Source organism: Isoptericola sp. NPDC056618 (assembly GCF_042792715.1).
In the GTDB taxonomy this organism is placed as follows: Bacteria; Actinomycetota; Actinomycetes; order Actinomycetales; family Cellulomonadaceae; genus Isoptericola; species Isoptericola nanjingensis.
On record NZ_JBHTVZ010000015.1, the window covers coordinates 42,852 to 65,134 of the forward strand.

Here is a 22,283-nt window from a genome sequence, read left to right on the forward strand (position 1 = left end):
GTTCAGGTCCCCCTCCGGACACGGGCGCGGTCACCCTCGACGGTGCAGCAGACTCAGCTCCCTCGTCCTGCATGTGCGGGACTATGCTGCTGATCGTGCCGCACATGCGAGTTTCGGAAGCGTCCGTGTACCTCGGCGTCAGCGACGACACCGTGCGCCGGTGGATCGACCGCGGGCTGCTCGGGTCCACGACGGACGCGTCGGGCCGCAAGGTCGTCGACGGGTACGAGGTGGCGATGGTGGCGCGCGAGCACGCGACCGTCCCGGCCCTGCCCGGCGGGATGAGGAGCTCGGCGCGCAACCGCTTCGTCGGGCTCGTCACGGACATCCGGAGCGACCCGGTCATGTCGCAGGTGGAGCTGCAGTGCGGCCCGTTCCGCGTGGTGTCGCTCATGAGCAGCGAGGCCGTGCGCGACCTCGGTCTCGAGCGCGGCTCCGTGGCGGTGGCGGTCATCAAGTCGACGACGGTCGTGATCGAGGCAGAGGACAAGGGAGTCGCATGAGGAAGCACGTCGCCGCCGGGGCCGCGGCCTTGACGATCGGCGCCGCGGTGACGGCGCTGGCGGGCTGCGGCGCGCCGGCGTCGGGCGACGACGGCGGCACGACGACGCTCACCGTGTTCGCGGCGGCGTCGCTGAAAGGCTCGTTCGAGGACCTCGCCGAGCAGTTCGAGGCGGCGCACGACGGCGTGGACGTCCAGCTCAGCTTCGCGGGGTCGTCCGACCTGGTGGCGCAGATCCAGCAGGGCGCGCCCGCCGACGTCTTCGCCTCCGCGGACACCGCGAACATGGACAAGCTCGTCGGAGACGGCCTGGTGACCGACCCGCGGGACTTCGCCACCAACGCGCTGGAGATCGCCGTCCCGCCGGGCAACCCGGCCGGCGTCGAGTCCCTCCAGGACCTCGCCTCCCCGGACGTGAGGCTCGTGCTGTGCGCGCCGGAGGTGCCGTGCGGTGCCGCGTCCGCGAAGGTCGCCGACGCCGCGAGCCTCGACCTGCGGCCGGTGAGCGAGGAGCAGAGCGTCACCGACGTCCTCGGCAAGGTGATCGCGGGCGAGGCGGACGCCGGGCTCGTGTACGTCACGGACGTCGCCGCCGCGGGGGCCGACGTCGAGGGCGTCGAGCTCCCCGAGGCGTCCGAGGCCGTCAACACGTACCCGATCGCGCCCGTCGCCGACGCGAGGCAGGCGGAGCTGGCACAGGAGTTCGTCGACCTCGTCCTGTCGGACGACGGCCGGCAGACCCTCGCCGGGTTCGGCTTCGCGGCCCCGTAGGGGAACCGTGCGGAACTCGACAGGCTCGACCAGCGTGGGGACCGCCGTCGGCCTGCCGCGCTGGGCGTTCCTGCCCGCCGCGGTGGGCGGGCTGTTCGTGCTGCTGCCGCTGGTCGCGATGGCGACGCGGGTCGACTGGTCGAGCTACTGGTCGCTGATCACCAGCGAGTCGGCGCGGGCGGCGCTGCTGCTGAGCCTGCAGACGTCGGCGGCCAGCACGGTGGCGTGCCTCGTGCTCGGCGTCCCGATGGCGCTGGTGCTGGCGCGGTGCCGCTTCCCCGGCATCGACCTGCTGCGCTCGCTGGTGATGGTGCCGCTGGTGCTGCCGCCCGTGGTGGGCGGCATCGCGCTGCTCTACACGTTCGGTCGGCGCGGCCTGCTCGGCGAGACGCTCGAGGTGGCGGGCGTGCAGGTCGCGTTCTCGACGACGGCGGTGGTGCTCGCGCAGACGTTCGTCGCGCTGCCGTTCCTCGTGACGAGCCTCGAGGGCGCCCTGCGCACGGCGGGCGCACGCTACGAGGTGGTCGCGGCGTCGCTCGGCGCGCGCCCGACGACGGTGCTCCGCCGCGTGACCCTCCCCCTCGTGTGGCCGGGCCTGCTGTCCGGGGCGGTGCTGTCGTTCGCCCGCGCTCTCGGGGAGTTCGGCGCCACGATCACGTTCGCCGGCAGCCTGCAGGGCGTCACCCGCACCCTGCCGCTGGAGATCTACCTGCAGCGCGAGACCGACCCCGACGCCGCCGTCGCGCTGTCCCTCCTGCTCGTCGTCGTCGCCGTCCTCGTCATCGCCGCCACGCGGCGGGACCGGAGCCTGCTGTGACGCTGACGTTCGCCGCCACGCTGCCCGCCCGCGGCTTCGACGTCGAGCTCGACGTCCCCGAGGGCCGCACCCTCGCCCTGCTCGGCCCCAACGGGGCGGGCAAGTCGACGGCGCTCGGCCTCACGGCGGGCACGCTGCGCCCGCACGACGGCGAGATCGTGCTCGACGGCCGCCCCCTCGTGCGCGCCGCCGGCGGCCGCGTCCGCACCTGGGTGGCGCCGCACGACCGGCACGTCGCGCTGCTCGCGCAGGAGCCGCTGCTCTTCCCGCACCTGTCCGTGCGGCAGAACGTGGCGTTCGGGCCGCGGTCCCAGGGCGCCCGACGGCGCGCGGCCGATGCGGCGGCAGGCCGGCGGCTCGAGCAGGTCGGGCTCGCGCACCTGGCGGACCGCGCGCCCTCGACCCTGTCGGGCGGGCAGGCGCAGCGCGTCGCCGTCGCGCGGGCGCTCGCGGCCGAACCGCGGCTGCTGCTGCTCGACGAGCCCATGGCCGCGCTCGACGTCGACGTCACGCCCGAGCTGCGCCAGACCCTCCGCCACCTGCTCGAGGGGCAGACGGCGGTGATCACCACCCACGACGTCCTCGACGCGCTGCTGCTCGCCGACGAGGTGGCCGTGGTCGAGGGCGGGCGCGTCGTCGAGCACGGCCCGACCGCCCAGGTCCTGAGCCGGCCGCGCAGCGCGTTCGCGGCGAAGATCGCCGGGCTCAACCTCCTGGCCGGGTCGTGGACCGGCGACGGCGTGCGCACCCCCGCGGGCGAGGTGGTGCACGGCCGCACCCCGGCCGACGGGATCGCCGCGGGGACGCCGACGACCGCCGTCTTCCGACCCGCCGCCGTCGCCGTGTACCTCGACGAGCGGCACGGCTCCCCGCGCAACGCGTTCCGCGCCACGGTGCGGTCCCTCGAGCCGCGCGGCGACCTGGTGCGTGTGCGCACCGACCGCCTCGCCGCCGACGTCACGCCCCAGTCCGCCGCCGAGCTCGCCCTCGTGCCCGGCGCGCGGGTGTGGCTGACGGTCAAGGCCGCGGAGGTCGACGTCTACCCGGCCTGACCCTCAGAGCGCCTCGTCGTGCGCCAGCTCTAGCCGGTAGCCACGCTTGACCACCGTCTTGACCAGCTCGCGGCGACCGGTGGCGTCGCGCAGGCGGGCGACGGCGACCTCGACGGCGTGCGGGTCGCGGGAGCTGCCGGGCAGCACGTCGAGCACGCGCTCGCGCGGCACGACGTCGCCGCCGGCGGAGGCGAGCAGCCGCAGCACCTCGACGCCGGTCGGCGACAGGGGCAGCACCTGCTGGTCCAGGACGGCGACACGCGCCCGGATGACGAGCGGCCCGGCGACGGTGGCGAGGGCCACCGACTCCAGGTGCTCGTAGTGCCCGACGATCGACCGCACGAGCGCGCCGAGCCGACCGCGCTCGGGCTGCAGGGTCGGGATGCCGCGCGACTCCAGCGGGCGCGCGGTGACGGGCCCGACGGCGGCGGCGACCATCGACCCGTCGACGAACCGCGCCACGACCGCGTCGCGCAGGCCCTGGGTCTCGACGGCGCTCAGCCACGCCTCGGCGCCGGGCGCGGACGTGAAGGCGACCGCGTCGATCTCGCCCGCCGCGGCGGCGCGCACGGAGGCCTCGACGGCGGCCGGGTCGGGCGGCGGCCCCCACCGGTACACGACCAGCGCGGACACCCGGGCGCCCGCCTTCTCGAACACGACGTCCAGCCCGTCGGCGCCCGCACCGTGGTGCTGGATGGCGACGTGCAGCCCGCTCACGCCCTCGCTGAGCAGCACCTCGGCGACCTCGGCGGACGTCTCGGACTCCGCGACCCAGTCGGCCTGCAGCCCCGCGGCCTGGATGGCGCCGCGCGCCTTGGGACCGCGCGCGACGATCCGCGACCGGCCCAGGACGGCGAGCAGGTCGTCGGCGAGCCCGTGCGCGTCGGCGGCCTCGATCCACGCGCGGAACCCGACGCCGGTGGTCGCGACGACGACGTCCGGCGGGTCGGCGACGAGGGCGCGCGTCGCCGCGATCAGGGCGTCGTCGTCCACGTGCGGGATCATGCTGAGCGCCGGAGCGTGCCGGACGGCGGCGCCGCGGCGCTCCAGGGCGGCGGCCAGCTCGCCCGAGCGGCGGTCGGCCGTGACCAGCACCGTGCAGCCCGCCATCACCTGCCCCAGCGCCGGCCGTGGGCCCGGCGCGGTATCAGCCACCGACCTGCCCTGCGGCTCCTCCTGCGTCACGCGCGACCTCCAGCAGCTCCTCGTGGGCCACGTCGCCGATCACGACCACGGCCGGCGCGCGGACCCCGACCTCCTCGGCACGCTTGGCGGCCAGGTCGAGGGCGACGCGCGTGACCCGCTGGTCGGGCAGCGAACCTCGTTCCACGATAGCGACGGGCGTCCCCGGCGCGGCGCCCGCGTCCAGCAGGCGGGCGACGATCCCGGGCAGCGCGGCCACGCCCATGAGCACGACCAGCGTCGCCGCCCGCGAGGTCACGCACGCGACGGAGACGTCGTCGAGCACGTCGCCGCCCGCCGCGCCGTCGCGGGTGTGGCCCGTGACGACGTGGAACGCCGTCGTCGTGCCGCGGTGCGTCAACGGCACCCCGGCCAGCGCGGGCGCGGCGAGCGCGGACGAGACCCCGGGCACCACCTCGACCGGCACCCCGGCGGCCCGGCAGGCCGCGACCTCCTCGCCGCCGCGGCCGAAGACGAACGGGTCGCCGCCCTTGAGGCGCACCACGCGCTGGCCGGTCAGCGCGCGCGCCACGATCAGCGCGTCGATCTCCTCCTGCGGCAGCGTGTGCCGGCCCGGCGTCTTGCCGACGTCGACGACCTCGACGCCGGGGTCCAGGTCGTCGAGCACCTCGCGCGGCACCAGCCGGTCGGTGACGACGACGTCGGCCGTGGTCAGCGCGCGCCACGCGCGGTACGTGAGCAGGTCCGCGGCGCCCGGACCGGCGCCGACCAGGGTGACGCGGCCGAGGGTCGCGCCGGGCGTCGTCATCCGATCCCCACGTGCACGACGCCGTCGGACACGACGACCGGGAACGACGCGAGGTCCCCCGCCAGCCCCGCGCGCGGCTCCTTGCCCGCCGCGTCGAGGCAGCGGCCCGTGTGCAGCTCGAAGACCTGCTTGTACACCGGGGACGCCACCGTGGGCGTGCCGCCGCGGGTGCCGACGATGCCGCGCGACATGACGTTCGCGCCCGAGTACGGGTCCAGCTGCTGCACGGCGCAGACCGTGCCGTCCAGCAGGCGGAACAGCGCCACCTGCAGCTCCTCGCCGTCCGAGCCGGTCACCAGGGCGGCGGCGCCGCGCTCGGGGACCAGCGCGCCCAGCGGGCAGACGGCGGTCCAGCCGGGGCCGTCCACGAGGGTCGTGGCGGTGGTGCTCGGAGTCAGGGCGGTCATGCGCGCACCTCCAGGGTGGGGCCGGCGACGAGGACGGGGCTGGTGAGGGCGGAGACGAGGTCGGGGTCGACAGGGCCGTCGGCGCCGGAGGCGACCTCGTCCGCGGTGGCCGGGCGCTTCTGCCCGCGCTCGGGCACGTACGCGAGCGCCGGGTCGGGCGTGGTCGGGGCGTTGACGAAGGAGCCGAACCGGGCCAGCTTCTCCGGGTCGTCGAGCACGGCCTTCCACTCGTCCTCGTACCCCTCGACGTGCTGCGCCATCGCGGCATCGAGGTCCGCGCCGATGCCGAGGGAGTCCTCGATCACCACCTGGCGGATCGCCTCGAGCCCGCCCTCGTACTCCTCCACCCACGGCGCGGTGCGCTGCAGCCGGTCGGCGGTGCGGATGTACAGCATGAGGAAGCGGTCGACGGTGCGCAGCAGCTCGGCGGACGAGAGGTTCTCGGCGAGGAGCTGCGCGTGCCTCGGCGTCTGGCCGCCGTTGCCGCCCACGTAGACGTTCCAGCCCTGGTCGGTGGCGATGACCCCGACGTCCTTGCCGCGGGCCTCCGCGCACTCGCGGGCGCAGCCGGAGACGCCGAGCTTGAGCTTGTGCGGCGAGCGCAGCCCGCGGTACCGCAGCTCGAGCTCGACGGCCATGCCCACCGAGTCCTGCACGCCGTACCGGCACCAGGTGGACCCGACGCACGACTTCACGGTGCGCAGCGACTTGCCGTACGCGTGCCCGGACTCGAAGCCGGCGTCCACGAGCCGCCGCCAGATCTCCGGGAGCTGCTCGACGCGGGCGCCGAACATGTCGATCCGCTGGCCGCCGGTGATCTTCGTGTAGAGGCCGAAGTCCTTCGCGACCTGCCCGACGACGATCAGCCCCTCGGGCGTCACCTCGCCACCCGGCATGCGCGGGACGACCGAGTACGTGCCGTCCTTCTGCATGTTGGCGAGCATGTGGTCGTTGGTGTCCTGCAGGGTGGCCTGCTCGCCCGCGAGGATGTGCCCGTTACCGAGGCTGGCCAGGATCGAGGCGACCGTGGGCTTGCAGATGTCGCAGCCGCGGCCGGCGTCGCTCGCGCCGTCGGGCACCCGCCCGAACCTGGCGATGATCTCGCTGAACGTGTGCAGGTCGGCCACGCGCACGGCGTCGAAGAGCTGGGCGCGGGAGAGCTCGAAGTGCTCGCACAGCGCGTTGCTCACCTCGACGCCGGCCCTGGCCAGCTCCGTCTTCGTCAGCTTGGTGACCAGCGGCAGGCAGGCCCCGCACGTGGTGCCGGCGCGGGTGCACGCCTTGACGCCGGCGACGTCGGTGCAGTCGTGCTCCGTCACCGCGCCGCGGATCGTGCCCGCCGAGACGTTGTTGCACGAGCAGACGTTCGCGTCGTCGGGCAGCTCGAGCGAGGGCGCGCCGCCCGCGCCCTCGGGCAGCAGGAACGCCGACGGGTCGCCCGGCAGCTCCGCGCCGAGCATCGGGCGCAGCGACGCGTACGGACCGGCGTCGCCGACGAAGACGCCGCCCAGCAGGGTCCGCGCGTCGTCGGCCATGACGAGCTTGCTGTAGACGCCGCGCAGCGGGTCGGCCCACACGATCTCGACCGATTTCTCGGTGCGGCCGTGCGCGTCGCCGAAGCTCGCGACGTCGACGCCCGAGAGCTTGAGCTTGGTCGCCGTGTCCGCGCCGGGGAACGTGGCCTCGCCGCCGAGCAGCCGGTCGGCCACGACCTCCGCCATCGTGTTGCCGGGCGCCACCAGGCCGAGGCAGCGGCCCTCGATGCAGGCGACCTCGCCGATCGCCCAGACGTGCGCGTCGGCCGTGCGGCAGGTGAGGTCGACGACGGCACCGCCGCGCTCGCCGACCTCCAGGCCGGCCGCGCGGGCCAGCTCGTCGCGGGGCCGCACGCCCGTGGCCATCACGACGACGTCCACGTCCAGCCGGCCGCCGTCGGCGAAGTCCATGCGGCCCACGTGCCCGGTGCGGCGGTGCGGGCGGATCGCCTTGGTCGCGGTGTCGGTACGCACCGAGATGCCCTTGTCGTTGATGAGCCGCTTGAGCGCGTGCCCGCCGCCCAGGTCGATCTGCACGTCCATGAGGTGCGTGCCGAACTGGATCACCGTGGCCTGCGCGCCGAGCGCCTTGAGCGCGCCCGCGGCCTCCAGCCCCAGCAGGCCGCCCCCGACGACCGCGCCGCGCACCGGCCGCTCGACCACGCCGCCCCGCGTCTCGACGCGCCCCGCCTCGCGCTTGGACTCGACCCAGCCGCGCAGCGCCGCGACGTCGTCGATGGTGCGGTACACGAAGACGCCGGGCAGGTCGTTGCCGTCGATGGGCGGCATCGCGGCGCTCGACCCGGTCGCGAGCACCAGCTCGTCGTAGGCGTGCACGCGGCCGAGGCGGTCGGTGACCGTCCGCGCGGCGCGGTCGATCGACGCGACGGCGCAGTCCCGGTGCAGGTCGACCAACGGGTCGTCCCACAGCGCCGGGTCGCCGAGCGTGAGGTCCTCGGCGTCGCGCACCTCGAAGTAGCGCGTGAGCCCGACCCGGTCGTACGGCTTGCGCGGCTCCTCCGCGAAGACGGTCACGCGCCAGGCGCCGGCGTCGTCGCGCGCCCGCAGCGCCTCGACGAAGCGCTGCGCGACCATGCCGCCGCCCACGACGACGACGTGCCGCGGGTCCGGCCGGGTGCTGGGGGGCGTGCCCTGCGTCTCGTTCATGGCGCTGACGCTAGGAAGCCGCCGTGTCGCGGCCGTCAGGCCACGGTTACCTCACGGGAACATCTGCCTCACGCGCGAAACATGCCGCGCGAGAGGGTCGGCCCCTCGAACGCCTTCCAGCAAGCGATCTCTCGCGCCATCGGGCTGAATGACGCAGAGGATCCCTTGCTGGAAGGTCAGACTCCGGCGACGACCTCCATCGGGCCCTCGTCCGGCGTCGGGACCTCGAAGCCGTCGTGGTACGCCGCCGCGACCTCGGGGGTCAGGACGACGTCGTGCGGGTGCGCGGCGGCCCGGGCGGCGACGCGCGCGAGGGCGACGTCGCGCGGGGTGTCGACGTGCACGACCAGCGCGTCCGCGCCGTGCGCCGCGCCGAGCGCCCGGTACTCCTCCCGGGACGCGCGGGACCAGAACGACGAGTCGACGACGACGTCGCGACCCTCGTCCAGGAGCGTCTCGACCCGGGCGCGCAGCGCGTCCGCCACCCGGCGGGCGGCGTCGTCGGGCAGCGGGTGCACGGCCGGGTGCCCGGCCGCCCACGCGAGCTCGTCGACGGACACGACGGCGTAGCCGTCGGCCGCCAAGCGGCGGGCGTGCGTGGACTTGCCCGCGCCGGCGGGACCGCACAGCAGGACGAGGTTCGGCACGGTCGTGACGCTACCCTCGCTGTCCATGCCGACGACGATGCCGACGACGACGCCGACGACGCAGCTCGATCCGCGCACGACGACGAACCCGCTGGTCCGCGCCGTCGGGCGATGGCTCGGCCGGCTCAACGACCGGTACCCGTGGAACCACAACGACCACTTCCACGGCTGGATCCTGCGGCGGCTGCCGCGGCGGAGACGCCGCGCGCTCGACGTCGGCTGCGGCCTCGGCACCCTCGTCGGCCGGCTGCGTGCCTCGGGCGCGATGGTGGTGGGCCTCGACGTGGACGAGCCCATGGTCGAGGCCACCCGCGCCCGGTTCGCCGGCGACCCCGGTGTCACCGCCCGCCACGGCCGGTTCGAGGACGTCCCCGCCGACGGGTCGTTCGACGTCGTGACGATGGTCGCCTCGCTGCACCACCTGGACCTCGAGCCCGCGCTGCGGCACGCCGCCGGCGTGCTCGCGCCCGGCGGGCGGCTGCTGGTGGTGGGCCTGGCGCGGATCGGCGCGCCGCGCGACCTCGCCGTCGATCTGGTCTCGTCGTTCGCGAACCCTGTGGTGGGGCTGGCCAAGAGCCTCGTCCGCCCCCGCACGGTCCTCCCCGAGCACGTCGGCGACGACGGCCCGGTCGTCCCCCTGCGCGACTCGCGCGAGACGTACGGCGAGGTCCGCGACACCGCCCACCACGTCCTGCCGGGCGCCCGGTTCCGGCAGCGGCTGTTGTTCCGCTACACGCTCGAGTGGACCTCCCCGGCCTCCTGATCCTCCGTCTCCGACCGCGCCTGCCGCGCCTCCCCCAGCCACTCCACCAGCCCGCACACGGCCTCGGAGCAGCTGCCGCAGCCGGTGGTGGCGCGCGTGGCGCGGGCGACGTCGTCCTGCGTCGTCGCGCCGTCGGCGACGCAGGCCGCGATGTCGTGCTTGGTGACGCCGTTGCAGCGGCAGACGGTGGCGTCGTCGGGCATGTGCTCGGGGCTGGACGCCGGCTCGGCGGCCGGCATGACGGGCGTGAGCAGCAGGAACGCCGGGTCGGCGGGCACGGGCGTGCGGCGCGTGTACGCGGCGGTGAGGTCGGCGGCCACCCGGGCGTCGCCCACGCACGTCGCGCCGACCAGGACGCCGCCCGCCACCACGGCCTCGACGAAGCGCCCCGCGGCCGGATCGCCGAGGCGCACGGCCCGCTCCCCCGGTTGCGGGACGCGGCCGGAGCCGCAGCGGCCCATCGCGACCACGCTCAGCGGCCCTGCCTTGACCTTGACGACGTCGGTCCCGCGGGCGTCGACGCCGCCCGCCCGCGCCCCCGGCGCGCGCGAGGACAGCAGGGTGCCGAGGCGCACCGCCATCGACGGCCCCGAGCCGTCGCCCGGCAGCCGCAGGTGCTCGCGCGGGCCCTCGCCCCGTGCCGCCGGACGCGGGCGCGCCGCGAGCGCCACGAGGTGCTCGGCGAGCCTCCGCGCCTGGTCCCAGCCCTCCGCGACGAGGCCGCGCGACCCCTCCGGCGGCTGCGCGCAGTCGCCGACGGCGAAGACCCGGGGGTCGGTCACGCTCGCCAGGTCCGGGCCCACGACGACGCCCCGCTCGACGGCGAGCCCGGACCGTCGGGCCAGCGCCGTCTCCGGCGCGGTGCCGCACGCGAGGACGACCATGCCCGCGCCGAGCGTCTCCCCCGGCTCGGTCGTGGCGCCGTCGAGCCGCACCCCGACGGCCCGGCCGCCGACGACGAGCACCTCCTGCGGCCGCACCCCCGTGCGCACGGCCACGCCCGCCGCCTCCAGGCTCGCGCGCAGCACGGCGCCGGCCTGGTCGTCGAGCTGCCGGTCCATCGGCGCGCCCGCGCCGTGCACGAGCGTCGTGGGCAGGCCGCGCCCGGCCAGGCCGAGCGCCAGCTCCACGCCCAGCACCCCGCCGCCGACGACCACCGCGCGCGGGGTGTTCACGGTGGCCGCGACCACCTCGCGGGCGTCGTCGAGCGTGCGCAGCGCGTGCACCCCGGCGGGCAGCGCCGTGGCGTCCGTGCCGAGGCCGGGCACGTCGGGCAGGCGCGCGGCGGCACCGGTGGCGAGGACCAGGTGGTCGTAGGGGTGGCGGGTCCCCTCGTCGGTGAGGACCACGCGGGCGTCCCGGTCGACGGCCGTCACCGCCGTGCCCCGCAGCACGCGGGTGCGGCCGTCGTCGACGGTGGGCATGCCGATCGCCGCGACGTCCGTGCGCCCGGCGACCACGTCGGACAGCAGCACCCGGTTGTACGGCTCGTAGGGCTCGGCCCCGAGCACGGTGACGTCGAGCGCGCCGTCGCCGTCGCGCCGGGACAGCTCGTCCGCCAGTCGCGCGCCCACCATGCCGTGACCGATCACGACCACCCGGTGCGGCACGCGCAGCCCCTGCTGCGGGTCGTGACTCATGCGAGGACCTCCAGGGACTCGACGTGCTCGGCCGTCGCGGCCGGGGCGGGGCCGGCGGGCGTCACCGACACCGCGCAGACCTTGAACTCCGGCATCGCGGAGACGGGGTCGACGGCGTCGGTGGTGAGGCGGTTGACGCTGCCCGCCCCGCTCCAGTGGAAGGGCATGAAGACGGTGTCCGGGCGGACGGCGTCGGTCCAGCGGGCCGTCGCCTCGACGACGCCGCGGGCCGACGCCAGGCGCGCCCGGCCGCCGTCCGGCACGCCGACCCGCAGCCCGAGCAGCGGGTGCAGCTCGACGTACGGCTCGGGGACCAGCCGCTCCAGCTCGGGCACCCGGTGCGTCTGCGCGCCGGACTGGTAGTGCTGCAGCACCCGCCCCGTGACGAGGTACGTCGGCGCGTCGGGGCGCACGTCGTCGGACGGGCCCGCGTGGTCCACCGCGACCATCCGCGCCCGGCCGTCCGGCGTCGCGAACCGGTCGAGGAACACGCGCGGCGTCCCGGGGTGCTCGCCCGGCGTGTCAGGACCTGCGGCGGGTATACCCCGCGCTGGTCCTGACAGGTCGGCAGGGGCGGCGGGGCAGGGCCAGTACAGCCCTGGTCCACCGGCGGCCTCGTGCGCGTCGAGGCGGGCGTGGCTGAGCCCGGAGTAGTCGGCGACGCCGCCCGCCGACGCGCGCGCCAGCTCGTCGAACACGACGGCGGGGTCGGTCGGGAACGCGACGTCGGAGCCCAGGCGCCGGGCCAGCTCCGCGAGGATCCACAGCTCGGACCGGGCGTCGCCCGGCGGGGCGGCGGCGCGCCGCCGGCGGATCACGCGCCCCTCGAGGTTCGTCATCGTGCCTTCCTCCTCGGCCCACTGGGTGGTGGGCAGCACGACGTCGGCGAGCAGCGCGGTCTCGGACGGCACGACGTCGCACACCACCAGCAGGTCGAGGGCGGCCAGGCGCTCGCGCACCCGGTCGGCGTTCGGCGCCGACACGACGACGTTCGAGCCGTGCACCAGGAGCGCGCGCGGGCCACCGGGCGCGCCGAGCGAGGTCAGCAGCTCGACGGCGGGCACCCCCGGCCCGGGCAGCGACCCCGGGTCCACACCCCACACCCCGGCGACGTGCGCGCGGCCGGCCGGGTCGTCGATCTTGCGGTAGCCGGGCAGCTGGTCGCACTTCTGCCCGTGCTCGCGGCCGCCCTGCCCGTTGCCCTGGCCGGTGAGGCAGCCGTACCCGGAGCCCACGCGCCCGGGGAGGCCGAGCGCCAGCGCCAGGGAGATCGCCGCCGTCACGGTGGCGGTGCCCTGCGCCGACTGCTCGACGCCGCGCCCGGTGAGCACGTACGCCCCGCGCCCCCCGCGCGACGGCGACGCCGCGGCCAGCAGGCGGGCCACCCGGCGCAGCTCCTCGGCGGGGACGCCGCACACCGTCTCCGCGCGCTCCGGCCACCAGGCCGCGGCCGACCGCGCGACGTCGTCGAACCCCGCGGTGCGCTCCGCCACGTACTCCCGGTCCACGAGGCGCTCGGCCACCAGCACGTGCAGCAGCGCCAGCAGCACCACGAGGTCCGTGCCCGGCACGGGCTGCAGGTGCACGCCCTCGCCGGGCCCGGCGAGCCGCGCCGTGGCGGACCGTCGCGGGTCGACGACGACGAGCCCGCCCGCGGCGCGCGCGCCGGCGAGGTGCTGCACGAACGGCGGCATCGTCTCGGCCACGTTGGAGCCGAGCAGCAGGATCGCGCCGGCCCCGGCCAGGTCGGTCACCGGGAACGGCAGCCCGCGGTCCAGGCCGAACGCCCGGTTCCCCGCCGCGGCGGCCGACGACATGCAGAACCGGCCGTTGTAGTCGATGAACGGCGTGCGCAGCACCGTCCGGGCGAACTTGCCGAGGGCGTACGCCTTCTCGTTCGTCAACCCGCCGCCGCCGAACACCGCCACGGCCTGCGGCCCGTGCTCGGCGGCCAGCCCGGCGAGCCGCCCGGCGACGAGGTCGAGGGCGGCGTCCCACGACGCGGGGGCGAGCGCGCCGTCGGCCCCACGCACCATCGGCGTGACGAGCCGGTCGCTCGCGCGCAGCACCGTCGCGCTGGTCCACCCCTTCTGGCAGAGCCCGCCGCCGTTCGTGGGGAACTGCCGCGGCGTCACCGTCACGGGCAGCGCCGCCCGCCCCTCCGACGCGGGCCCGGCGAGGGCGGCACCGGCGGGCGCGAGGTCCATGCCGCACTGCAGGGCGCAGTACGGGCAGTGGGTGGCGACCGCGGCCCCCGACGGCGTCATACGCGCGCCGCCCGCATCGCGGTGCCGCGCCGCGCGTACACCGCCCAGGTGACGACGGCCATCACCGCGTACGCCCCGACGAACACCCACAGCGCGGCGACCAGCGACCCCGTCATCGACGTCGACATCGCGAACCCGCGCGGCACGAGGAAGCCGCCGAGCGCGCCGACCGCGCCGGCGATGCCGATGCAGCCCGCGGCGGCGCGGGCGGTGGCCGCAGCCTCACGCCCGGCGCCCGCCACCCGGAACGCCGCCGGGATCATCCGGTACACCGACCCGTTGCCGACCCCGGTCGCGACGAACAGCACGAGGAACGACGCGAAGAAGAGGCCGAACCGGTGGCTCCCCAGGGCGGAGATCGCGCCGACGGCCCCGGCGATCATCACCGCGTAGCACCCGACGGTGACGACGGCGCCGCCCACGCGGTCGGCGAGGATGCCGCCGAGCGGCCGCGCCACCGACCCCACGAGCGCGCCGAGGAACGCCAGTGACAGGCTCACCTCGGGGAACTGTCCCGCCAGGAGCGTCGGGAACGCGCCGGAGAAGCCGATGAACGACCCGAACGTGCCGATGTAGAGGAACGAGATGACCCACGTGTGCGGCTCGCGCACGGCGACCGCGAACGACCGCGGGTCGGCCTTCGCCGCCGAGAGGTTGTCCATGAACCGCCAGGCGAGGACGGCCGCGAGCACGATGAAGGGGACGAACACGAGGCTCGCGCGCTCCAGCGCCACGCCGGCCCCGGTGACGATCACCAGCGGCACGACGAGCTGCACGACGGCCGTGCCGAGGTTGCCGCCCGCGGCGTTCCAGCCGAGGGCCGCGCCCTTCTCCCGCTCGGGGAAGAAGAAGGAGATGTTCGCCATCGACGACGCGAAGTTGCCGCCGCCGAACCCCGCGAGCGCCGCGACGGCGAGCATCACGCCGAACGACGTCTCCGGCCGCTGCACGACGACCGCCAGCGCCAGCGTGGGGATCAGCAGCAGCGACGCCGACACGACCGTCCAGGTCCGCCCGCCGAAGACCGGCACCGCGAGCGTGTAGGGGATGCGGAGCGTGGCGCCCACGAGCGAGGGCACCGCGATGAGCCAGAACATCTGGTCGGTGGTGAGCGTGAACCCGGCCGCGGGCAGCTGCGGCACGACGATCGACCAGAGCGCCCACACGCAGAACCCGAGGAACTCGGCGAACACGGAGATCGCCAGGTTGCGCCGCGCGACGCGGCGGCCGCCGCCCGCCCAGAACTCCGGGTTCTCCGGCTCCCACCTGTCGATCCAGCGGCCGGGGCGGTCGATCGCCCCCGGACGCGCGTCAGGTCGGGCCGGCGTTGTCACGGTGGTCGGTGCGGCCATCGCGTGTCCTCCTGTGCGCAGGCCCGACGACGCCGGGCGGTGGTCTGGAACCACCGGCGCGTCGTCGGGCCGGCAGGTCCGACGCTAGGAAGGCGGTGTTTCGACGCCCGGCGTCCGGCCGTGAAATGCGCGTGAGCACGAACGCACAGACGCCGGGGCAGCCCTGTGAGGTCCCGGCGTGCCCGGTCGTCCGCGGAGCAGCGGGCGGGACCCGGCTCCGACGCCGCCGACGGGCGGTCCCGCCGGCACCCTGCCCGACATGCGCTGTCGCAGGTCCGGGCCCATGATGCGAAGCAGTGACTCTACGGTCCCCCAGCCCCAGGAGTGCGCATGTCGACCACCCGCCCGCCCGTCACCGCTGACCTCGGGGCGGCGCCGCCGACCGGGGCCGCCGACGCCCTGCTGCGGCTCGGCAAGCACCTGCGCAAGGGGGACGTGTCGGAGGACCTGCGCCAGCTGTTCCTCAAGGGTGGGCGCGAGGGTGACGTCTTCTACCGGGACCGGTGGTCGCACGACAAGGTGGTGCGCTCCACCCACGGCGTGAACTGCACGGGCTCGTGCTCGTGGAAGGTGTACGTCAAGGACGGCATCATCACGTGGGAGACGCAGCAGACGGACTACCCGTCGGTGGGCCCGGACTCCCCCGAGTACGAGCCGCGCGGCTGCCCCCGCGGCGCCGCGTTCTCCTGGTACACGTACTCGCCCACGCGGGTGCGCTACCCCTACGTGCGCGGCGTCCTGCTGCGGGCGTACCGGGAGGCGAAGGCCGCGGTCGGAGGGGACCCGGTGCTCGCGTGGGAGCGGCTGACGTCCGACCCGGAGACGGCGCGGGCGTACAAGAGCGCGCGCGGCAAGGGCGGCCTGGTGCGGGCCACGTGGGACGAGGCGGCGGAGATCGTCGCGGCGGCGCACGTCCACACGATCAAGGCGCACGGCCCCGACCGCGTCGCTGGCTTTTCCCCCATCCCCGCGATGTCGATGGTGTCGCACGGCGTCGGTGCCCGGTTCGTGCAGATGCTGGGCGGCACGATGCTGTCGTTCTACGACTGGTACGCGGACCTGCCGGTCGCCTCCCCGCAGGTGTTCGGCGACCAGACGGACGTGCCGGAGTCCGCGGACTGGTGGAACTCGTCCTACCTGATCATGTGGGGCTCCAACATCCCGGTGACCCGCACCCCGGACGCGCACTTCATGGCCGAGGCGCGCTACCGCGGCACCAAGGTCGTCTCCGTGTCCCCCGACTACGCGGACAACACGAAGTTCGCCGACCAGTGGCTGGCGCCCCAGCCGGGCACCGACGGGGCCCTGGCGATGGCGATGGGACACGTGATCCTGCGGGAGTTCCTCGTCGAGAAGCGGACCGCCCCGTTCGTCGACTACCTCAAGAAGTACGCGGACGCGCCGTTCCTGGTGCGGCTGGACGAGAAGGACAGCGCGTACGTGCCGGGCAAGTTCCTCACCGCCGCGGACGTGGACGACGCCGTCCTCCCGGGCGCGTCGACGGCGGCGAACCCGAGCTTCCGGACGCTGCTGCTGGGCGCCGACGGCGCCGTCGTCGCACCGAACGGCACCCTCGCCGACCGGTACGGCGAGGCGGGCGAGGGGAGGTGGAACCTCGACCTGGGCGACGTCGACCCGCTGCTGTCGGTGGCGGACGGCGCGGCGTCCGGCGAGCGGGGCACCGCGGCGGTGCTGCTGCCCCGGTTCGACGTCGTCCCCGACGGTGACGACGATGACGACGACGGCGGTGCGGGCGACGGCGCGCAGCAGGCACACCTCGGCGGCAAGGGCGTGCTGACCCGCGGCGTGCCGACCCGGCGCGTGGGCGGGCACCTGGTGTGCACGGTCTTCGACCTGCTGCTGGCGCAGTACGGCGTCGAGCGGGCGGAGCTCGCCCTGCCGGGCGAGTGGCCCACCGGCTACGACGACGCGACGGCGCCGGGCACCCCGGCCTGGCAGGAGGAGATCACCGGCGTGCGGGCCGCGGACGCCGCGCAGATCGGCCGCGAGTTCGCGCAGAACGCCGAGGACTCGGGCGGCCGCTCGATGATCATCATGGGCGCGGGCGCGAACCACTGGTTCCACTCGGACACGATCTACCGCGCCTTCCTCACGCTCACCACCATCACCGGCTGCCAGGGCGTCAACGGCGGCGGGTGGGCGCACTACGTGGGCCAGGAGAAGTGCCGGCCGATCACCGGCTGGGCGCAGTACGCGGGCGGCCTGGACTGGGTGCGCCCGCCGCGCCAGATGATCGGCACCGGCTGGTTCTACCTGGCCACGGACCAGTGGCGCTACGACGGGATGCCCGCCGACGCGCTCGCCTCCCCCCTCGCGCCCGGGGTCCTGGCGGGCCGCACGACGGCGGACTCGTTGGTGGAGTCGGCGCAGCGCGGCTGGATGCCGAGCTACCCGACGTTCGACCGCAACCCGCTGGACCTCGTCGACGAGGCGCGCGCGGCGGGCAAGGAGCCCGAGCAGCACGTCGTCGACGAGCTCAGGGCCGGGACCCTGCGGTTCGCCTGCGAGGACCCCGACGACCCGGCGAACTTCCCCCGGGTGCTGACGATCTGGCGGGCCAACATCCTCGGCTCCTCCGGCAAGGGCAACGAGTACTTCCTCAAGCACCTGCTCGGCACGGACGCCTCCGTGCTGGCCGACGAGGCCCCGGAGGGCCGGCGTCCCACGTCGATGACGTGGCGTGACGAGGCGCCGCGCGGCAAGCTCGACCTGCTGGTCACGATGGACTTCCGCATGACGAGCACCACGCTGTTCTCCGACGTCGTGCTCCCCGCGGCCACCTGGTACGAGAAGCACGACCTGTCGAGCACGGACATGCACCCGTTCGTGCACTCGTTCAACCCGGCGATCAACCCGCCGTGGCAGACCAGGACCGACTTCGACACGTTCCACACGCTGGCGGGGCTGGTCTCGCAGATGTCGGTGGAGCACCTGGGCGTGCGCGAGGACCTGGTCGCCACGCCCCTGCTGCACGACTCCCCCGACGAGCTCGCGGTGCCGCACGGCACGCTCACGGACGCGGGCGCGCCGGTCACGGAGCGCGAGCTGGTCCCGGGCGTGACGATGCCGCGGCTGCAGGTGGTGCAGCGCGACTACCCGGCGTTCGCCGCGCGCATGGCCGCGCTCGGACCGCTCACCGACTCCAAGGGCATGGCCACCAAGGGCGTCGCGTTCATGCCGGACGAGGAGGTGCGCAGGCTCGGGCAGGTCAACGGCCTGGTCACGTCCGGCCCCGCGGCCGGACGGCCGCGCCTGGACCGCGACACGCACGCCTGCGAGACGATCCTGGCCCTCTCCGGCACCACCAACGGCCGGCTCGCGGTGCAGGGGTTCGAGCACCTGGAGAAGCGCACCGGCCAACGACTGGCGGACCTGGCGGCCGACGACCAGGCCAAGCGCGTCACCTTCCCGGACGTGCAGTCCCGCCCGACGACGGTGATCACCTCCCCCGAGTGGTCCGGGTCGGAGCACGGCGGGCGCCGGTACACGGCGTTCGCGGTGAACGTCGAGCGGCTCAAGCCGTGGCACACGCTCACCGGGCGCCAGCACTTCTACCTCGACCACGACTGGATGATCGAGCTGGGCGAGCAGCTGCCGGTGTACCGGCCGCCGCTCGACCTGCACCGCCTGTTCGGCGACTCCCCCACGCCCGGCGCGTTCGACGACGGGGGCGCCGACGGCAGCGGAACCGGCCACGCCGCCGTCGCGGTGCGCTACCTGACCCCGCACTCGAAGTGGTCCATCCACTCGGAGTACCAGGACAACCTGTTCATGCTGTCGCTGTCGCGCGGCGGCCCCAACGTCTGGATGAGCCCCGCGGACGCCGCGAAGATCGGCGTCGAGGACAACGAGTGGATCGAGGCGGTGAACCGCAACGGCGTCGTCGTGGCGCGCGCCGTCGTCTCCCACCGCATGCCCGAGGGCACGGTCTACATGCACCACGCCACGGACCGCACGGTGGACGTGCCGCTCGCCGAGACGTCCGGCCGCCGCGGCGGCATCCACAACTCCCTGACCCGGATCCTGCTCAAGCCCACGCACCTCGCGGGCGGGTACGGGCAGCTCACCTACGCGTTCAACTACCTCGGCCCCACCGGCAACCAGCGGGACGAGGTCACGGTCATCCGGCGTCGCAGCCAGGAGGTGCGGTACCAGTGAAGGTCATGGCGCAGATGTCGATGGTGATGAACCTCGACAAGTGCATCGGGTGCCACACCTGCTCGGTGACGTGCAAGCAGGCGTGGACGAACCGCACCGGCACCGAGTACGTGTGGTTCAACAACGTCGAGACCCGCCCCGGCCTCGGCTACCCCCGCACCTACGAGGACCAGGAGACCTGGCAGGGCGGCTGGGTGCGCACCAAGCGCGGCAAGCTCAAGCTCCGCGCCGGCGGGCGGGCCAAGAAGCTCGCCTCCATCTTCGCCAACCCGAAGCTGCCCTCCATCCACGACTACTACGAGCCGTGGACGTACGAGTACGACATGCTGCTCAGCGCCCCGCAGGGCGAGCACACGCCGGTGGCGAAGCCGAAGTCGCTCCTCACCGGCGAGGACATGTCGATCCAGTGGTCGGCGAACTGGGACGACGACCTCGGCGGGTCCACCGCGACGATGCAGGACGACCCGATCCTCAAGCACATGAGCGAGCACGTCGCCGAGGAGCTCGAGCAGACGTTCATGTTCTACCTGCCGCGCATCTGCGAGCACTGCCTCAACCCGTCCTGCGTCGCCTCCTGCCCGTCGGGCGCGATGTACAAGCGGGTCGAGGACGGCATCGTGCTCGTGGACCAGGACCAGTGCCGCGGCTGGCGCATGTGCGTCACGGGCTGCCCGTACAAGAAGGTCTACTTCAACCACAAGACCGGCAAGGCCGAGAAGTGCACGCTGTGCTACCCGCGCCTCGAGGTCGGGCTGCCCACCGTGTGCTCCGAGACCTGCGTCGGCCGCCTGCGCTACCTCGGCCTCGTCCTCTACGACGCGGACAAGGTCGGCGCGGCCGCCGCCACCGAGGACGAGACCGACCTGTTCGCGGCGCAGCGGTCGGTGTTCCTCGACCCGCACGACCCCGAGGTGGTCGCCGCGGCGCGCCGCGAGGGCATCCCCGACGACTGGATCACCGCCGCGCAGCGCTCCCCGATCTGGAAGCTCATCTCGGAGTACGAGGTCGCGCTCCCCCTGCACCCGGAGTACCGGACGCTGCCGATGGTCTGGTACATCCCGCCGCTGTCCCCCGTGGTCGACGTCGTCGCCAGCTCCGGCAACGACGGCGAGGACGGGCGCACCCTGTTCGCCGCCATCTCGCAGCTGCGCATCCCGCTGGAGTACCTCGCCGGCCTGTTCACCGCCGGCGACACCGGCCCCGTCGAGCGGGTGCTGCGCCGGCTCGCGGCCATGCGGTCGGGGATGCGGGAGGTGAACCTGGGGCGCGAGTTCCCCGAGGAGAACGCCGAGGCCGTCGGCATGACCGGCGACCAGGTCCAGGAGATGTACCGCCTGCTGGCCATCGCGAAGTACGAGGAGCGGTACGTCATCCCCACCGCGCACACCGAGGTCGCGCGCGAGCTGGAGGAGATGGCCTGCTCGCTCGACTTCGAGGGCGGCCCCGGCATGGGCGGCGCCGGCCCGTTCGGCACGTCGTCGGGCCAGCCCACCCCCGTGGCGGTGGAGAACTTCCACGCCCTGGCGGCACGGCAGACGGCCGACTCCCCGCATACGCCCTCCTCGCCCAGCCGCGTCAACCTGCTCAACTGGGACGGTCGCGGCCGCCCGTCCGGCCTCTTCCCGCCCGGCGACGGCGGCGGGCAGGGCGCGGGCGACCGGGGCACCCTGCCCGGCGGGCGCCAGGACGCGACGAACGAGGAGCCCGGGGGCTTCGAGGGGAGCGCGCGATGAGCCGCCTCGCGTTCCTGCCCCGCCCCGGGGTCCGGGCGAAGCGGCTCGACCCGCTCGCGCCGGTGCCGCTGGGCGACGGCGACCGCGCCGTCGCGCACATGGCCGCGTCGGTGCTGCTCGCCTACCCCGACGACGCGACGCTCGCGGCGGCGCCCACGGTGCGCGACGCCGTCGCGCCCCTGCCCGCACCGGTCCGGGACCGCCTCGGCGGGCTCGCCACGACGCTGCTCGACGGCGATCCCGACGCGCTGCAGGCCCGGTACGTGGCGACGTTCGACCTCAAGCGTCGGTGCGCCATGTACCTGTCGTACTACGCGGCCGGCGACACCCGGAAGCGCGGCGCCGCCCTCGTGCGGTTCGTCGAGGCGTACCGCGCCGCCGGGTTCGAGACCACCGGCGACGAGCTGCCCGACTACCTGCCCACCGTCCTGGAGCTGTCCGCCCGCGGCGGACCCGACGGCGCCCGGATCGCCGGCGCGCTGCTCACGGCCCACCGGGACGGGATCGAGGTGCTGCGCTCGGCGCTCGCCGCGCAGCGCTCGCCCTGGACGGCGGCGGTGGAGGCCGTGAGCCTCACCCTCCCGCCCGTCGACGCGGCCACCGCCGAGCGCGTCGCCGACCTCGTGGCGGCCGGCCCGCCCGCGGAGCTGGTGGGCCTGAGCGGGTACGGGGATGCCGGGTACGGGAACGAGGGGAAGGACCTGCCATGGGCCTGACGGACGCCTCCGCCGACAAGATCATCCTCTGGGTGGTGCTGCCGTACGTGACCTTCGCCGTCCTCGTGGTGGGGTCGATCTGGCGGTACCGGTACGACAAGTTCGGCTGGACCACGCGGTCCAGCGAGCTCTACGAGAAGCGCCTGCTGCGCTGGGGCTCGCCACTGTTCCACTTCGGGCTGCTGTTCGTGGTGCTCGGCCACTTCCTCGGGCTCGTGATCCCGAACACCTGGACCGAGGCCGTGGGGGTCAGCGAGGGGTTCTACCACTTCATCGCGACGTCGATGGGGTCGATCGCCGCTCTCGTGGCGGTCGCCGGGCTGCTCATCCTCATCTACCGCCGCCGGGCCACCGGGCCGGTCTTCCTCGCGACCACGCGCATGGACAAGACCATGTACGTGTTCCTCGCCGCGTCCCTGCTGTCGGGGGCCTGGGCCACCGTCCAGACGCAGATCCTCGCGGGCGGGCACGGGTACGACTACCGGGAGACGATCTCGCCCTGGTTCCGCTCGCTCTGGTACCTCCAGCCGCAGCCCGCGCTCATGGAGGGCGTGCCCGCGGCGTTCCAGGTGCACATCGTCGCGGCGATGCTGCTGTTCGCGCTGTGGCCCTTCACGCGGCTGGTGCACGCGTTCTCCGCCCCCGTGCAGTACCCGTTCCGGCCCTACGTGGTCTACCGCTCCCGCGAGGCGTCCGTGACGTCGCGGGCGCCGCGGCCCGGGTGGGACCCGACGACGACGCCGCCCCGGTGATCCCGACCGTCCGTCACGACCGTCCGTCACGA

General features: G+C 74.9%; 17 protein-coding genes. 9 read left to right on the forward strand and 8 right to left on the reverse strand.

Translation table 11 applies throughout. The annotated features are described in order from the left end of the window. The first annotated feature begins 95 nt into the window (after positions 1-95). Genes ACFQ8T_RS16410 through ACFQ8T_RS16425 form a run of 4 tightly spaced genes read left to right on the forward strand, consistent with a single transcriptional unit; the run spans position 96 to position 3,142 of the window. Positions 96-503, forward strand: coding sequence for a molybdopterin-binding protein (locus ACFQ8T_RS16410; protein WP_430547549.1), 408 nt, complete (start codon positions 96-98; stop codon positions 501-503). Then, a complete protein-coding gene (modA, locus tag ACFQ8T_RS16415; protein WP_430547550.1) occupies positions 500-1,273 on the forward strand; it encodes a molybdate ABC transporter substrate-binding protein in 774 nt (257 codons plus the stop codon). Before ACFQ8T_RS16410 ends, modA begins: the two co-directional genes overlap by 4 nt. Positions 1,274-1,307: 34 nt before the next feature. Next, positions 1,308-2,090 (forward strand): ABC transporter permease, encoded by a 783-nt coding sequence (locus ACFQ8T_RS16420; RefSeq protein WP_430547551.1) that lies wholly within the window; start codon positions 1,308-1,310, stop codon positions 2,088-2,090. Further along, positions 2,087-3,142 carry a sulfate/molybdate ABC transporter ATP-binding protein gene (locus tag ACFQ8T_RS16425; RefSeq protein WP_430547552.1) on the forward strand — a complete coding sequence of 352 codons (1,056 nt, stop codon included), beginning with the start codon at positions 2,087-2,089 and terminating at the stop codon, positions 3,140-3,142. The genes ACFQ8T_RS16420 and ACFQ8T_RS16425 overlap by 4 nt, the downstream gene beginning before the upstream one ends. Before the next feature lie 3 nt (positions 3,143-3,145). Here the strand turns inward: ACFQ8T_RS16425 and ACFQ8T_RS16430 are convergent, their stop codons facing one another. The 5 genes from ACFQ8T_RS16430 to ACFQ8T_RS16450 all read right to left on the reverse strand — a co-directional run bounded on the left by ACFQ8T_RS16430 (position 3,146) and on the right by ACFQ8T_RS16450 (position 8,876). After that, the gene (locus ACFQ8T_RS16430) at positions 3,146-4,252 is read right to left on the reverse strand and encodes a uroporphyrinogen-III synthase (protein WP_430547596.1); all 1,107 of its coding nucleotides are present in this window, start codon (positions 4,250-4,252) and stop codon (positions 3,146-3,148) included. Positions 4,253-4,289: 37 nt separating this feature from the next. Beyond that, positions 4,290-5,093, reverse strand: coding sequence for a uroporphyrinogen-III C-methyltransferase (gene cobA / locus ACFQ8T_RS16435; protein WP_430547553.1), 804 nt, complete (start codon positions 5,091-5,093; stop codon positions 4,290-4,292). Further along, positions 5,090-5,500 (reverse strand): nitrite reductase small subunit NirD, encoded by a 411-nt coding sequence (gene nirD / locus ACFQ8T_RS16440; protein WP_430547554.1) that lies wholly within the window; start codon positions 5,498-5,500, stop codon positions 5,090-5,092. Before nirD ends, cobA begins: the two co-directional genes overlap by 4 nt. Then, positions 5,497-8,202: a nitrite reductase large subunit NirB gene (gene nirB / locus ACFQ8T_RS16445; protein ID WP_430547555.1), complete on the reverse strand. Its 2,706-nt coding sequence runs from the start codon at positions 8,200-8,202 to the stop codon at positions 5,497-5,499. The genes nirD and nirB overlap by 4 nt, the downstream gene beginning before the upstream one ends. 176 nt (positions 8,203-8,378) lie before the next feature. Continuing rightward, positions 8,379-8,876, reverse strand: coding sequence for an AAA family ATPase (locus tag ACFQ8T_RS16450; protein WP_430547556.1), 498 nt, complete (start codon positions 8,874-8,876; stop codon positions 8,379-8,381). Here ACFQ8T_RS16450 and ACFQ8T_RS16455 point away from each other — a divergent pair. Beyond that, positions 8,875-9,612 (forward strand): class I SAM-dependent methyltransferase, encoded by a 738-nt coding sequence (locus ACFQ8T_RS16455; RefSeq protein ID WP_430547557.1) that lies wholly within the window; start codon positions 8,875-8,877, stop codon positions 9,610-9,612. The genes ACFQ8T_RS16450 and ACFQ8T_RS16455 overlap by 2 nt on opposite strands. Here ACFQ8T_RS16455 and ACFQ8T_RS16460 read toward each other — a convergent pair. The 3 genes from ACFQ8T_RS16460 to ACFQ8T_RS16470 are packed head-to-tail and all read right to left on the reverse strand — an operon-like array spanning position 9,579 to position 14,871. Next, positions 9,579-11,252 (reverse strand): FAD-dependent oxidoreductase, encoded by a 1,674-nt coding sequence (locus ACFQ8T_RS16460; RefSeq protein ID WP_430547558.1) that lies wholly within the window; start codon positions 11,250-11,252, stop codon positions 9,579-9,581. The two genes, ACFQ8T_RS16455 and ACFQ8T_RS16460, sit on opposite strands and share 34 nt — an antisense overlap. After that, entirely contained in the window at positions 11,249-13,519 is a 2,271-nt protein-coding gene (locus tag ACFQ8T_RS16465; protein ID WP_430547559.1) for a molybdopterin oxidoreductase family protein, read from the reverse strand. The genes ACFQ8T_RS16460 and ACFQ8T_RS16465 overlap by 4 nt, the downstream gene beginning before the upstream one ends. Next, positions 13,516-14,871, reverse strand: a complete 1,356-nt coding sequence (locus ACFQ8T_RS16470) for an MFS transporter (protein ID WP_430547560.1) — start codon at positions 14,869-14,871, stop codon at positions 13,516-13,518. The genes ACFQ8T_RS16465 and ACFQ8T_RS16470 overlap by 4 nt, the downstream gene beginning before the upstream one ends. 330 nt (positions 14,872-15,201) lie before the next feature. On the opposite strand from ACFQ8T_RS16470, the gene ACFQ8T_RS16475 reads away from it, so the two are divergent. Genes ACFQ8T_RS16475 through narI form a run of 4 tightly spaced genes read left to right on the forward strand, consistent with a single transcriptional unit; the run spans position 15,202 to position 22,251 of the window. Beyond that, positions 15,202-19,050 carry a nitrate reductase subunit alpha gene (locus tag ACFQ8T_RS16475; protein WP_430547561.1) on the forward strand — a complete coding sequence of 1,283 codons (3,849 nt, stop codon included), beginning with the start codon at positions 15,202-15,204 and terminating at the stop codon, positions 19,048-19,050. Beyond that, complete coding sequence (gene narH / locus ACFQ8T_RS16480) at positions 19,047-20,783, forward strand: nitrate reductase subunit beta (RefSeq protein WP_430547562.1); 1,737 nt, start codon at positions 19,047-19,049, stop codon at positions 20,781-20,783. The genes ACFQ8T_RS16475 and narH overlap by 4 nt, the downstream gene beginning before the upstream one ends. Beyond that, positions 20,780-21,499: a nitrate reductase molybdenum cofactor assembly chaperone gene (gene narJ, locus ACFQ8T_RS16485; protein ID WP_430547563.1), complete on the forward strand. Its 720-nt coding sequence runs from the start codon at positions 20,780-20,782 to the stop codon at positions 21,497-21,499. The genes narH and narJ overlap by 4 nt, the downstream gene beginning before the upstream one ends. Continuing rightward, entirely contained in the window at positions 21,490-22,251 is a 762-nt protein-coding gene (gene narI, locus ACFQ8T_RS16490) for a respiratory nitrate reductase subunit gamma (RefSeq protein WP_430547564.1), read from the forward strand. Before narJ ends, narI begins: the two co-directional genes overlap by 10 nt. Positions 22,252-22,283 lie beyond the last annotated feature (32 nt).